12 protein-coding genes are annotated in these 13694 nt (G+C 70.9%); 4 read left to right on the top strand and 8 right to left on the bottom strand.

Annotated elements, in window-relative coordinates; genetic code table 11:
• Positions 1–37: 37 nt before the first annotated feature.
• From lepB to ATC03_RS00975, 4 genes are all read right to left on the bottom strand, one after another.
• The gene (gene lepB / locus ATC03_RS00990) at positions 38–577 is read right to left on the bottom strand and encodes a signal peptidase I (RefSeq protein WP_067872034.1); all 540 of its coding nucleotides are present in this window, start codon (positions 575–577) and stop codon (positions 38–40) included.
• Positions 574–1254, bottom strand: a complete 681-nt coding sequence (locus tag ATC03_RS00985; RefSeq protein ID WP_067872031.1) for a DUF305 domain-containing protein — start codon at positions 1252–1254, stop codon at positions 574–576. The genes lepB and ATC03_RS00985 overlap by 4 nt, the downstream gene beginning before the upstream one ends.
• A 63-nt stretch (positions 1255–1317) precedes the next feature.
• A complete protein-coding gene (locus ATC03_RS00980; RefSeq protein ID WP_067872028.1) occupies positions 1318–3189 on the bottom strand; it encodes a copper amine oxidase in 1872 nt (623 codons plus the stop codon).
• 11 nt (positions 3190–3200) lie between these two features.
• On the bottom strand, positions 3201–3950 hold the full coding sequence (locus tag ATC03_RS00975) for a hypothetical protein (protein ID WP_152030816.1): 750 nt from the start codon (positions 3948–3950) through the stop codon (positions 3201–3203).
• Between the two features lie 232 nt (positions 3951–4182).
• Here ATC03_RS00975 and ATC03_RS00970 point away from each other — a divergent pair, with 232 nt between their 5' ends.
• Positions 4183–4968 (top strand): hypothetical protein, encoded by a 786-nt coding sequence (locus ATC03_RS00970; protein ID WP_152030815.1) that lies wholly within the window; start codon positions 4183–4185, stop codon positions 4966–4968.
• 12 nt (positions 4969–4980) lie between these two features.
• On the opposite strand, the gene ATC03_RS00965 is transcribed toward ATC03_RS00970, so the two are convergent.
• On the bottom strand, positions 4981–5793 hold the full coding sequence (locus ATC03_RS00965) for an LLM class F420-dependent oxidoreductase (protein WP_067872015.1): 813 nt from the start codon (positions 5791–5793) through the stop codon (positions 4981–4983).
• A gap of 136 nt (positions 5794–5929) precedes the next feature.
• On the opposite strand from ATC03_RS00965, the gene ATC03_RS00960 reads away from it, so the two are divergent.
• Both ATC03_RS00960 and ATC03_RS00955 read left to right on the top strand, forming a co-directional pair.
• Positions 5930–6367: an Lrp/AsnC family transcriptional regulator gene (locus ATC03_RS00960; RefSeq protein WP_067872012.1), complete on the top strand. Its 438-nt coding sequence runs from the start codon at positions 5930–5932 to the stop codon at positions 6365–6367.
• Between the two features lie 2 nt (positions 6368–6369).
• Positions 6370–6771: a GntR family transcriptional regulator gene (locus ATC03_RS00955; protein ID WP_067872009.1), complete on the top strand. Its 402-nt coding sequence runs from the start codon at positions 6370–6372 to the stop codon at positions 6769–6771.
• 13 nt (positions 6772–6784) lie between these two features.
• Here ATC03_RS00955 and ATC03_RS00950 read toward each other — a convergent pair whose 3' ends face one another.
• Positions 6785–7936 (bottom strand): SLC13 family permease, encoded by a 1152-nt coding sequence (locus ATC03_RS00950; protein WP_067872007.1) that lies wholly within the window; start codon positions 7934–7936, stop codon positions 6785–6787.
• Positions 7937–8076: 140 nt separating this feature from the next.
• Positions 8077–9267, bottom strand: a complete 1191-nt coding sequence (gene rimK, locus ATC03_RS00945; RefSeq protein WP_067872005.1) for a 30S ribosomal protein S6--L-glutamate ligase — start codon at positions 9265–9267, stop codon at positions 8077–8079.
• A gap of 27 nt (positions 9268–9294) precedes the next feature.
• Here rimK and ATC03_RS00940 point away from each other — a divergent pair, with 27 nt between their 5' ends.
• Positions 9295–9792: an ATP-dependent zinc protease family protein gene (locus ATC03_RS00940; RefSeq protein WP_067872000.1), complete on the top strand. Its 498-nt coding sequence runs from the start codon at positions 9295–9297 to the stop codon at positions 9790–9792.
• Between the two features lie 112 nt (positions 9793–9904).
• On the opposite strand, the gene ATC03_RS00935 is transcribed toward ATC03_RS00940, so the two are convergent.
• Positions 9905–13570: a proline dehydrogenase family protein gene (locus tag ATC03_RS00935; protein ID WP_067871998.1), complete on the bottom strand. Its 3666-nt coding sequence runs from the start codon at positions 13568–13570 to the stop codon at positions 9905–9907.
• Positions 13571–13694: the final 124 nt, after the last annotated feature.

Below are 13694 nucleotides of genomic sequence, written 5' to 3'. Positions count from 1 at the left end.
CGGCCGACGGGCGACGCGGCCGAGCGGTCGCCGCGGCTCAACCGCCGAGCGGCACCACCAGCTGCACGGCGCCGGTCACCGCATCCAGCGGCACGCTTCCGAGGTAGCGCGAGTCGATCGACGTCGAGCGCGCGTCGCCGAGCACGAACACGGCGTCGTCGGGAACGAGCTCGTCGAACGCGAGCACGCTCGCGAGACCTTCAGCCGGCACACGGTAGCCCTCGGCCAGCGGCACCCCGTCGACCGTGAGTTCTCCGGCCGCGGTGCAGCAGGCGATCCGCTCGCCGGGGAGACCGACCACGCGTTTCACGAAGGTGTCGGCGACCCGATCCTGACCGAGCAGCCGGGCGACGCGCTCCCCCCAGCCGCCGGGGTCGGAGAACACCACCACGTCGCCCCGTGCGGGCTCTGCGTGGAGCCTCGCCGCGACCACCAGGTCGCCCACCTCGATCGCCGGCCGCATCGACGGGGAGTCCGCCCGGTGCACGGTCTCTCCGTGCACCGCGGCGGCGACCCCGACGAGGCCGAGCGCGATCACGACCCCGGCGAGCGCGACGACGACGCGGCGGCCGATCACAGCTCGTCCAGCCTGAGGGTCATCGCCGCGATCTCACGCTCCTGCTCGGCGGCGATGTGCTTGGCGAGCGAGCGGATGTAGCTGTTGCGGCCATCGGCGATCGCGTCGTCGGCCATGGCGAGCGCACCGCGATGGTGCGCGATCATGAGGTCGAGGAAGCGCGCCTCGGCAGCTGCGCCCGAGAGCGAGTCGAACTCGGCGATCTGCTCCGGCGTCGCCATTCCGGCCATCGTTCCGCCCCCTGCGTGATTCATGACGCCGACACCGTGCCAGGCCTCGAGCCACGCGTGCATGGCCGCGATCTCCTTGGTCTGGTCGGTTTCGATGAAGGCCGCGAGCGAGATCGAGAACTCGTCGATGTCGGGCGTCGCAGCGAGCAGCTTCGAGAGCTCGACGGCCTGCTCGTGGTGCGGGATCATCATCATCGCGAACAGCATGTCCGCGTCGTTCGGCAGGTCGTCGACCGCGCCCGTCGGGTCGACGCCGGCCTCCGAGGGCATGAGGGCATCGGATGTCGCGGCTCGGCCGGAGGCCGACATGACGGTGCTCCCCGGTGCGCCGTCGATCCGTTCGGCCGCCCGTGCGGCGTCGGCCGCCGCGAGCCTCGGTCCGACCATGGCCGCACCGGCCACGAGGACGACCGCGAGGGCGACGGTCGTCGCGATGGGACGTCGCATCGCTGCTCCTTCCTGTGGTGACGAGGGCGGCAGCCCGGCTGGTGCCGAACCGCCGCCCTGTGGTCAGATCGCCGAGATCGCAGATCGACGTCGACGACGGATCACGAGAAGCGCTCCCGCCGCGAGGAGCACGAGTGCCACCGTCGCCGCCGCGATCGGCAGCGCCGTTCCGGTCGAGGCGAGCAGCCCGGCGCCGGCTCCCGCCGTTCCGGCGGCCGCAGCGACCGTCACGCCGACCTTCGCGGTCAGGCCGGATTCGGTGCCCGTCACGACGACCGTGTGCGATCCCTCCGGCGCCCCGGTGGGCACCTTCAAGGCCCCGCTGACGGTCCCTGAGCCGTCGGCAGTGAGCGCGCCGACCGTGATCGGATCCGAATGCAGCACCACCTCGACCGACTCGTCGGCCGCGAAGCCGGCTCCTTCGAGCTCGAAGCTCTCGCCCGGGATGAGCTCCGTGGTCGACAGGGTCAGCGTCGGCTCGGCCTCGCCCGGATCCGCCGGATCGGTCGGTGTCGGCGGCTCCGTCGTGGTCGGCGGTTCCGTCGCCGGCGGGTCGGTCGGCTCCGGCTCGGTCGGTACGACCGCCTCGCACGGCGTCTCATCGCTGTGGATCTCACCGCCGGTGTCACCGTTGATGCACGTCCTCGCGTCGGGCGTGCTCATCGACTGCGCCGTCCAGTCGCGCGGCATGATCGAGAACGACTGCCAGTGCGTCTGCATCGGGCTCTGGTCCTCGTCGCGCACGACGTGGTGGAATCCGCTGTTGACCCACGCCACCGGGTCGGTCAACGCGGCATCCGCACTGTTCGCGACGTAGTCGAGCACGCTCAGGTTGGGGCACGCGGGGTTGAGGTTGTTGCTCGCGAACTGCTCGCAGTCGGCGTAGTTCGTGACGCTGATGAGCGGCTGCGTGATCGGGTTGCCCTGGTAGAGCTGCGAACCCGGGAACACGAACTCGTACGAACGGGCGTGGTTGTCTGCGTTGCGGCTCTCAGGGGCCACAACGCGCCACCAGGTCGTGTCCGCCGCGGGCACGAGGTTCGCCGGATGCTCGATCGTCGCTCCCGTCGTATGCATCAGCGGGGCCATCTCGCCCGGCTCGCCGAGCGTGGAGTCGTACTGCTCGACCTGCTGCAGGCTCTGGCCGTCGAGACCGAAGTCGAGGCGCCAGAACGCGTTGTGCCAGTGCGAGGCCGCGTAGTTCGCGGCATCCGTTCCGACGGGCCATCCGGTGGTGGCGTCGGCGTCGAAGTCCTCGTACGAGATGTCGCCGGTGGCACCGAGGTTGAACGAGATCGCGCCCTCGTCGGTGAACTCGACCTTGGTCGCGTACTCGTACCAGTCGACCTTCGAGACGATGGTCAGGTTGAACGCCTGTCCGGTCGCGGTGAACAGCGGCTTGTCCTCGATGGAGCCCCAGGTCTGCTCGTGCGAGCGGTACGACATGTCGCGCGTGGTGTCGGTGATGCAGAGCGAGGGGATCGTGCGCAGGTAGTTCGTCGTCACGCCGCGCCGGGTCACGCTCCAGGCCTGTCCGTAGTCGCGGAGGGTGCCGGTGCTGCACTCGGCCGCGCTGAGCTTCTGCAGGTACTGGTTGCCGAAGCCGTACGACGTGATGTCGTTCCAGACGTTCTTGCCGGTGTCGTAGGGCACGTTGAGCTGGCCGAGGCTCACCGAGTCGAGCACGCGTCGGAACGCGTCCTCGCCCGGCGCCCTGACGGCGACCTGCTCGAGCACGAGCCCGTGCTTGCTGTCGACGCGCCAGCACATCTGCCAGTCCGTGCCGTTGTCGAACGACTTCTCGATGAGCGCGTCGCCCGAGCAGTTCACGAGCGGCACCGCGGCCGAAGCCGAGGTCACCGGGATGACGGCGAGGCCGGCCGTGACGGCGAGTGCCGTCGCGGTGACGGCGATCGCGCGGGAGATCCTCTTCATGGTCGCGCTCCTCACTTGATGCCGATCACGGACTTGGCGGACAGGTCGACGACGAACCCGGTGGTGTCGAGGTACCCGCCGCCGGAGACGCGGAACTGCATCTCCACGCAGCGGTCGATGCCGCAGGCGTCGGCGCCGAGGGTGCCGGCATCGGGAACGAAGGCACCGCCGGTGACGGCGAGCTGGTCGATCGACGCGAGCTCGTCGCCCGTGACCGCGGCGTACTCGGCCCGCACCGCGGCGCTGGCTGCGGCATCGGCGAGGAAGACGCCGAACGCGTAGTCGACCTCGTCGGGCGTGGGCGGCGGCTGGACGCCGGCCTTCGACGTGCTCTCGACGCTGCCGTCGGTGAGGTCGACCCGCTGCAGGAACGTCTGGTTCGACGTGTAGTCGAAGAGGTACACGTCGACGCGTCGACCGGTCGCGTCGACGTCGCCGTTCGCGATGTCGACGGAGAGCACCTGGGGTGCGTCGGATCCGTCGACGGACGTGACATCGTCGGGCACGCTCTCGTCGGTACTCGCGAGGTGGATGGCGTAGCTCAGCTCGTCGGGGCTCAGCGGGTCGCGTGGAGCCCCGAGGTCGGGCTTCGACGTGACCTTCTCGAGCTCCTCGGTGGCCGAACTCTCGGCGCCGCTCGCGCCACTGACGGCCGGAATCGCCATGAAGCCGCCGACGATCGCGGCAGCGGCGACGACGCCCCCGCCGAGGATCACGTACGGCAGTCGTCTCGTTCTGGTGTTGCGCGGTGGTGATTGCATCGAACCTCCTGGACACGGACACTCGCGGAATGCGAGTGAGGCGAACCTAGGGATTCGGTGTTTCGGCGCGGGCGAGCAGCGTGTTTCGTCGGCGTGAACCGGGTTGGGACATGACTCGGCGCCGGTGGCCACGCAGTGAGGGAGCGCCCGCTCGGTTGCCCCGGTTCGGCCGATGCGACATCCTGAACCAGATCACGGCGTGCCCGAACCGCGCCGTCCGACGGAGGATGCCGTGCCCGAGCCCGACGACGACCTCGCCCGCCTGCAACGCCTCGCGTTCGGTTCTGGTGCCTCCGAATCGGAGCGAGCGGATGCCGCGCGCGAACTCGAAGCGCTCCTCGAGGCGCGCTCGGCAGCGGCCCTCGCCGAGCGCGAGGCCGAGGCGGCCGCCCTCGCCGCCGCGACCTCGACCAGCGCGCCCGGCGCCTCCGCGCCCGTCGATGCGACCGCGGACGGCGACGGCGGCGCCGGCGCCGCGACCGAACCGGATGCCGAGACGACCCGCCGCGCCTGGCTCCCCCGTGCGATCGGGGTGGGCGTCGCCGCGCTGCTCGTGGGACTGCTCGCCGGCTGGCAGCTCGGCACGAGCACCCTCGCGACCGCGGAGCCGCCGGCCGCCACGCCGACGCCCACGTTCGAGGGCCCGCGCACCATGGCGGACTACCTCGAGACGCAACCGCTCGCGGCCGACCTGCCGGCCGCCGACGTGTTCCTCCGACCGGAGACCGAGGCCGACGTCCCTCCGCTCCCGGTCGACTTCAACCTCGGTCACGGCCCGCTCGAGTTCCGATACCTGCTGACTCGGCCGGGCGGCCTCACCGATGGAGGCAGTGTCGAACGCCGCTACTACGCAGCCCGAGACGAGGTCGAGCTCTGCCTGTTCGTGACGACGGTGGGCACGGTGTCGACGAGCGAGATGGCCTGCACGGAGGACGGCCGGTTCCCAGTGGGCGGCATCACCTCCGCGGCCGGAACGCTCAGCCCCGACGGGACCCTCTCGTTCCCGATCTCCTGGTGACCGGCGGCGCGATCAGGCCGCCAGCCGCGCGTTCTTGGCGTCGCGCCACGCGAGGTACTCGCGCACGGCCGTGAGGTCGTAGTCGGGGCCGCCGATGCCGAGCGTGAAGAGGCGCACGCCCGCGTCGAAGAGCGCATCGGCGTGCTCGAGGTCGGCGCTGCCGCGGGTGAGCTCGTTCGACACCGTGATCTCGGACACGTCGCGGCCGACCTCGTCGCCCCACTGCTTCAACACGTCGAGCTTGTGCCCGAGCTCGGCGGGCGCGACGAACGAGTGCCAGATGTCGGCGTGCTTCGCGACGATCTTCAGCGTCTTCTGCTCGCCCTTGCCGCCGATCATCACGGGGATCTTGCGCGTCGGCGCGGGGTTCAGCTTCGCCCAGCGCGCCTCGATGCGCGGCAGTGCGTCGGCGAGCGCGTTCAGGCGCCCGCCGACCGTGCCGAACTCGTAGCCGTACTCGTCGTAGTCGCGCTCGAACCAGCCCGACCCGGTGCCGAAGATGAAGCGGCCCTCGCCGCCCTTCGCGCTGATGTGATCGAGGGTGCGGGCCATGTCGGCCTGCAGGTCGGCGTTGCGGTACGAGTTGCAGTTCACGAGCGTGCCGAACTCGAGTCGCTCGGTCTGCTCGGCCCAGGCGCCGAGCATGGTCCACGCCTCGAAGTGCTTGCCGTCGCGGTCGCCGTACAGCGGGAAGAAGTGATCCCAGTTGAAGACGATGTCGGCGCCGAGCTCCTCGAGCCGCAGCACGGTGTCGCGGATCGCGGTGTAGTCGGCCTGCTGGGGCTGCACCTGGATACCGAGGCGCACGGTCGAGAGAGGGCTCATCCTTCGAGCCTAAGACGGTTTCGAGGGGTGATCGCCGGCCCGCGGCATCAGTCCGCCCGTGTGACGAAGCGCGTCGAGCGCACGATTCGCGCGTCGAGGCCTGTCGAGGCGCAACCGATCGTCGTACACTCCGAGGATGGACAACCTCGATCGCTCGATTCTCGACCTGCTCCGCCAGAATGCACGCGCGGGCTACGGCGACATCGGCTCGTCGGTCGGGCTCTCGGCGTCGGCCGTGAAGCGACGTGTCGACCGCCTCGTCGCCGATGGCGTCATCCGCTCGTTCACGATCCAGGTCGACCCCGCCGTCGACGGCATGTCGACCGAGGCGTACGTCGAACTGTTCTGCCGGGGCACGGTCGCACCCGACGAGCTCCAGCGCATCCTGCAGCAGGTGCCCGAGGTGGTCTACGCGGGAACGGTCACGGGCAGCGCCGACGCCATCGTGCACATGCGCGCGCGCGACATCGCCTCGCTCGAGGACGCCCTCGAACGCGTGCGCATCGCCCCCAACGTCGACCACACGCGCAGCGCCATCGTGCTCTCGCGCCTGGTCAACCGCAGCAGGGACTGAGCATGACGGATGCCGCAGGCGGCCCGTTCGCGCTCAGCATCGACCCCGCGGCATCCGCCCCGCCGTACGAGCAGTTGCGACGGCAGGTCGTCGAGGCCGTCACCGCAGGTTCGCTCGCCCCCGGAACCCGGATGCCGACCGTGCGCGCCCTCGCCACCGAACTGGACCTCGCCGTCAACACCGTCGCCAAGGCCTACAAGTCGCTCGAGGCCGATGGCGTGATCGAGGGACGCGGGCGTGCGGGCACCTTCGTCTCGGCCACGGGCGACCCGTCGACGCAGCAGGCGCAGCTCGCCGCCATCGCCTACGCCGACCGCGTGCACCACCTCGGCCTCGACGATGACGCGGCGCTCGCGCTCGTCGCGTCGGCGCTCCGCGCGCGAGCTGCGCCGCCGGTCGAGTAGCCGCCAGTGAGCGTCAGGCCGTCGCCGCGAGTGCGAGCGTCGCCGCGACGAGCACGAGCGGCGCCACCAGCAGGCCGAGCAGCATGAACCTCGGCCACGAGATCTCGACGTCGGCCGACACGAGTCGCGCATGCCAGAGCAGGGTCGCGAGCGATCCCCACGGCGTGATGATCGCGCCGGCGTTGACGCCGATGAGCAGCGCGACCATGCGCACGGGATCGTCGGCGAACGGTTCGAGGGCGAGGTAGGCCGGCAGGTTGTTCACGACGTTCGCCGAGAACGCGCCCACGCCCGCGACCTGCAGCAGGTCGAGCGGCGAGTGCCCGGTGCCCGCCAGGACTCCGAGCACGTCGGTCGCCCGCACGGCGTGCAACGCCTCGACCGCGAGGAACAGCCCGGAGGCGAACACCACGAGCTGCCACGGCACGAGCTCGAACCGCAGCACGGCCGGCCGGCGCACCGCGAACGCGATCACGAGCACGATCGCGGCCCCCGTCGCCGGGATCCACACCTCGACGCCCGAGACGAGCAGCGGCATGAGCACGACGAGCGTGACGGCCGAGACGGCGAACAGCAGGCGGTCCTCCGGCGGGCTCGCCGTCTCGGGCTCGAAGCGCGCGAGCAGCTGGCGCGGCCGCGTCACGAAGATCACGGCCGCGGTGACCACGATCGCCGCAGCGGCGGGGGCCGCGGTGATCGCGGCGAACTGCAGCGGATGCAGGTCGAGTCGCTCGGCCGCGAGCAGGTTCGTGAGGTTCGAGACGGGCAGCAGGAGCGAACCCGTGTTCGCGATCCACACGGTCGTGAGCGCGAACGGGATCGGCGAGATGCGCGCGTGCGCCGCCAGCGCCACGACCACCGGGGTGAGCAGCACCGCCGTCGTGTCGAGCGAGAGGAAGATCGTCGACGCCGTCGCGAGCGCCAGCACGAGCAGCCACAGCACGATCGCCCGTCCGCGTGCGAGGGCCGCGAGGCGCTCGGCGATCACCCGGAACAGGCCCGCCTCGGCCGCGAGCTCCGCGACCACGGTGACCGCCACCACGAACGCGAGGATCGGCAGCACCCGGCCCGCGAGCTCGGCCAGGTCGTCGGGCGTGAGCACGCCGAACAGCGCGGCCGCAGCTCCGACGAGCAGCAGCACCCCTCCGACGATCGCGATGCGCACCGGATGACGTTACCCCCTGCGGGCCTCCCTACCGGACGAGGAGGCGACCCAGCGCCACCCACCGCCGGTCGAGGAGGCGCGCCAGCGCCGTCTCGAGACCCGCACGGAGCCACGAACGCCCCCACGCGGCATCCGCTCGCTCAGCTCTCGGGAATGGGCTCCTTGGGCAGGCGGCGCACCTTCGCGCGGCGCTTGCGGCGCTCGGGGATCATCGAGCGCATCTCCTCGAGGCGACCGAAGCAGAGCAGGCGGTCGCCCGACTCGAGCAGCACGCCCTTGCGCGGGTTCGGGATGACGTTGGTGCCGCGGTGCAGCGTGAGCACCGTGATGTCGCGATCCCACAGGCCCGATTCGCCGATGGTCTTGCCCACGAGATCGGCGTTGCCGTGCACGAGCAGCTCGGCCACGCCGTAGCCCGTCGAGACCGTGAGGCGTTGGCGCACGTCGATCTCGGGGAACGCGACCTGGTTGGCCATGTAGTCGATGATCGCGCCGGCGACGTCGAGGTTCGTCGCCGTCTCGATGCCCTGGAGCCCCGGCGAGGAGTTGACCTCCATGAGCAGCGGGCCCTCGTTGCCCTCGAGCATGTCGACGCCGGCGACCTTGAGGCCCATGATCTGCGCCGAGCGCACGGCCGCCTCTTCGTACTCGGGCGTGAGCTCGACCGGTTCGACGCTGCCGCCGCGGTGCACGTTCGAGCGGAACTCATCGCCGTTCGCGACCCGTCGCATGGCCGCGACCACGCGATCGCCGACCACGAGCGCGCGGATGTCGCGGCCGCGGCTCTCGGCGATGAACCGCTGGATCAGCACGTTCTGCTTCGTCGAGTGCAGCGTCTCGATGATCGCCTCGGCGACCTTCACCTGGGGAGCCAGGATCACGCCGATGCCCTGCGTGCCCTCGAGCAGCTTGATGACGACGGGCGCACCGCCCACCCGCTCGATGGCCTGGCGCACATCGGCCCGGTTGCGCACGAACGTCGTGGGCGGCAGCGCGATGTTGTGGCGCGAGAGGATCTGGTGGGCGCGGAGCTTGTCGCGCGCATTCGTGATGCCGTTCGAGGTGTTGGGCGTGTAGACGTCCATCTGCTCGAACTGGCGCACCACGGCCGTGCCGAAGTACGTGATCGAGTTGCCGATGCGGGGCAGGATCGCGTCGTAGTCGCTGAGCGGGCGACCGCGGTACTGCAGATCGGGCTCGGCGCCGGCGAGATCGATCGCGAAGCGCAGGGTGTTCAGCACCTTGACCTGATGACCGCGCTGCAGCGCTGCAGCTCGGAGTCGCTGGGTCGAGTACGCCTGCGGGGCGCGCGAGAGAATCGCGAGTTTCAAAGTGAGTCCCTGCCATGATGGTTCGAGATGAGAGAGCCACACCATTCAAGCACCATCGCCGGATGGCGCGAGTGGGCGAGCCTCCCCGTGATCGGCGTCGAGTGGATCAAGGTGAAGCTCGACACCGGAGCCCGATCGTCGTCGCTGCACGCGTTCGACGTCGAGGAGTTCGAGCGCGACGGTGAGCCGTGGGTCCGCTACGGCGTGCGGCCCTGGCAGAACTCCGACGACGACGCGGTCGTGGTCGAGTCGCGCGTGCACGACCGACGCAGCATCCGCAGTTCATCCGGGCACTCCGAGGAGCGCATCGTGGTGCTGCTCGACATCGTGCTGCTCGGTCAGGACATGCAGGCCGAGGTCACGCTCAGCAATCGCGACGAGATGGGCTTCCGCATGCTCATCGGGCGCGAAGCGCTGCGCAACGGGTTCCTCGTCGCGTCGGGCGAGTCGTTCCTCGGCGGGCGGGCGCCGCGCGGCGTGCGCCGCCAGAACCGCGGGCGCGACCCGCTCCCGCCCACCGCATAGCGCTGCCCCTCCGCCGGTCGAGGAGCGCAGCGTCTCGAGACCAAGCGCGCAGGGGTCTCGAGACGGCGCTGGCGCGCCTCCTCGACCGGCGAAACTGCGACCGGCGCTCGGGTCAGATCACGCCGTCGGTGATCGTCGTCGGGTTGCCGAAGCGGTGGTTCGTGATCGAGATCGCCTGCTCGTGCAGGAAGGGCAGCAGCTCGACCCGGCCCGACGGCGTCGCCCGGTGCGCCCAGACCGCGACATCCGGAGTGCCGTCGAGCGCGAGCGCGAGCGCCACCGGGTTGCCGCCGACCAGGCGGACGCGCGAGGCGCCGACGCCCTTCTTCGCGACGCGCGCGAGCCACGCCGCGTCGCCCTCGCGGGTGATGTCGACGCCCTTCGCGGCGAGCAGCTGCGAGACGCCCTTCGGCAGGTCGTGGGCGGTCGACACCCGCAGCGCCGACTTCGCGAGCACGCCGGCCGCGATCACGCGCAGGCCCTCGCCGAGCGTCGCCGCCTCGCCGATGCGGATCGCGACGGGCAGCGAACGGTAGCGGAACAGGTTGCGCTCGACGCCGACGCCCGAGACGTCCTTGACGGTCGCATACTCCTCGGTCCAGGCGATCTGGTCGGACAGCGCCGACCGGCGGAGCACCTCGAACGACTCGAAGTCGATCGACGACTGCGACGCCTCGATGATCTCGGACACGCGCTTCTCGAGCCCGCGCAGGTGCAGCGAGCCCGACGTGATGTCGTGCTGCGGAACCCAGTCGCCGAGGCCGAACAGGTAGTTCGGCCCGCCGGCCTTCGAGCCGGCGCCGACGGCCGAGCGCTTCCAGCCGCCGAACGGCTGACGCTGGACGATCGCGCCCGTGATGCCGCGGTTGACGTAGAGGTTGCCGGCCTCGACGCGGTCGAGCCACGTCGCGACCTCGTCGGAGTCGAGCGAGTGCAGGCCGGCGGTCAGGCCGTAGTCGACCGCGTTCTGCATGCGGATCGCCTCGTCGAGGTTCTTCGCGTGCATGACGCCGAGCACGGGGCCGAAGAACTCGGTGAGGTGGAAGTACGAGCCCGCGGCGACGCCCGTGCGCACACCGGGCGACCAGAGGCGCCCGGTGTCGTCGAGGCGCTTGGGCTCGACGAGCCATTCCTCGCCGATGCCGAGCTGGGTCAGCGCGTGCTCGAGCTTGCCGTTCGCCGGCTCGACGAGCGGGCCCATCTGGCTGGTTGCGTGCTCGGGCCAGCCGACCTTGAGCGACATCGTCGCGTCGACGAGCTGGCGCAGGAAGCGCTCCGACTTCGCGACCGAGCCCACGAGGATCACGAGCGACGCGGCCGAGCACTTCTGTCCGGCGTGGCCGAACGCGCTCTTCACGACGTCGGATGCCGCGAGGTCGAGGTCCGCCGACGGCGTCACGATGATGGCGTTCTTGCCGCTCGTCTCGGCGAGCAGCGGCAGGTCGGGGCGGAACGAGCGGAACAGCTTCGCGGTCTCGTACGCACCCGTGAGGATCACGCGGTCGACGGACCGGTGGCTGACGAGGCGGCTGCCGAGGTCGCGCTGCGCGAGGTCGACGAGCACGAGCAGGTCGCGCGGGATGCCGGCCTCCCAGAGCGCCTCGACCATGACGGCTCCCGAGCGCTGCGCGAGCTTGGCGGGCTTGATGACGACGGCCGATCCGGCGGCGAGCGCGGCCAGCACGCCGCCGGCGGGGATCGCGACCGGGAAGTTCCACGGCGGGGTCACGACCGTGACCTTCGACGGCACGAACTCGGCGCCCTGCACGTGGTCGAGCTCGCGGGCGCGCTCGGCGTAGTAGTGCGCGAAGTCGATGGCCTCGCTGATCTCGGGGTCGGACTCGGCGATGGTCTTGCCGGTCTCGGCGGCCATGACCTCGATGAGGCGGTCGCGGTTCGCGGCGAGCGAGAGACCCGCGCGGTGCAGCACGGCGGCGCGCTCGTCGCCCGAGAGCAGGCCCCAGGCGCGGCCGCGCTCGGCGGCCACCGAGACGACGTGGTCGAGGGTCGCGGCGTCGTCGATGCGCGCGGCGGCGACCGTGTCGACGCCCAGGCGCGACTCGGGAACGCGGGCGAGGATGCGGCGACCCCAGTCGCGGTTCGCCGCGAGCGCGGGGTCGGTGTCGGGCTCGTTGCGGAATCCGGGGGTCACGCCCGAACCCTGCGGTGCGGGTGCGCCGTCGAGGGCGGTCGCGCCGTCGAACCCGGCGAACGCGTCGAGGCCGTCGCCGACGCTGCCGCGGCGGATGCCGAGCACCACGCTCGTGAGCGACTCGTCGCCCTCGTGCTCGGCGCCGGGCGCGGGGGCGTCCTTCGGGGCCATGGCCGCGGCGAACGACTCCTCGGTCCACTCGGTGCGGCGGTTCTGCACGCGGTTCGGGGCCGGGGCGAGGCCGGCGGTCTCGGCGGTCTCGGCCGGCTCGGCCTCGAGCACGGCGAGCGAGGCCAGGTAACGGCTCTCCTCGCGGGCGAACAGTCGGGCGTTCGACGCGAGGTCGAACACGGCCGACATGAAGTTCTCCTGGCTGGCGTTCTCTTCGAGGCGGCGCACGAGGTAGGCGATCGCGACGTCGAACTCGCTCGGGTTCACGACGGGCGTGTAGAGGAGCAGGTTGCCGACGTCGCCGCGAACGGCCTCGGCCTGTCCGGTGGCCATGCCGAGGAGCATCTCGAACTCGACCCGGCTCGTGACGCCCCGGTCGACGGCGGTGATCCAGGCGTCGGCCACGTCGAACAGGTTGTGGCCGGCGATGCCGAGCTTCACGGCATCCGTTCGCTCTGGGGTCATCGACCAGCGCAGCACGCGCTTGTAATTGGTGTCGGAGTCCTGCTTGGTGCCGTAGGTCGCGACCGGCCAGCCGTGCACGGCGGCGTCGACGTGCTCCATGGCGAGGTTGGCGCCCTTGACGACGCGCACCTTGATCGGCGCACCGCCGTCGGCGCGACGACGCGTCGCCCACTCGGTCAGCTGCTGCATGGCGCCGAGCGCGTCGGGCAGGTAGGTCTGCAGCACGATGCCGGCCTCGAGGCCCTTCAGCTGCGGCTGGTCGAGCAGCGACGTGAAGACCGCGATGGTCAGGTCGAGGTCGCGGTACTCCTCCATGTCGAGGTTGATGAACTTCGGCTTGCCGCGCGCCTCGTTCTGCGCGGCGAGCTCGTAGAGCGGCGTCAGCTTGGCGACGACCTTCGCGACGGCCTCGTCGAATGACCACATCGAGAGCTGGCTGACGACGCTCGACACCTTGATCGACACGTAGTCGACGTCGTCGCGCGCGAGGAACTCGGTCGTGCCCTTGAGGCGGCGATCGGCTTCGTCTTCGCCGAGCACGGCCTCGCCGAGCAGGTTGAGGTTCAGGCGGTTGCCCGATTCGCGCAGGTGCGCGATCGCGGGGCCGAGCTTCGCGGGGGTCGCATCGAGCACGAGGTGACCGACCATGGCGCGGAGCACCCGGCGCGCGATCGGCACGACGATCCACGGGAGCACGGGCGCGAACACGCCGCCGAGGCGGATCGCAGCGCGGAGGTACCACGGCAGGAACTTCGGCGTGAGCTTCGCGACCTGCGCGAGGTTGCGGCCGGCGACGCCGAGGTCTTCGGGGCGCATGACGCCGTCGACGAAGCCGACGGTGAAGGCGAGCCCGTTCGGGTCCTTCAGCACGCCGGCGAGGCGTTCGGCGGAGACTTCGGCGGGGTGCTCGGCGCTCTCGGCGAGCCAACGGCGCACCAGGGCAGTAACGCGCTCGGTGCTCTGGCTGGCGAGCGTGGCGTGGTCCGACATGGTCACGAGGGTAGTGTCCTTTGCTTCGTGCGCCCGGGGTTGGCGGCGCCTGTCGGCTGCTGTGCCGACTCCACCAGTGTGCGGCGAGACATCCGTTCGGTAAAGCGAATGAATCCGATGGATA

The sequence above is a fragment of the Agromyces aureus genome (assembly GCF_001660485.1).
Lineage (GTDB): Bacteria > Actinomycetota > Actinomycetes > Actinomycetales > Microbacteriaceae > Agromyces > Agromyces aureus.
Note: the sequence above shows the minus strand (reverse complement) of the source record. Positions and strands in the feature narration are given on the sequence as shown.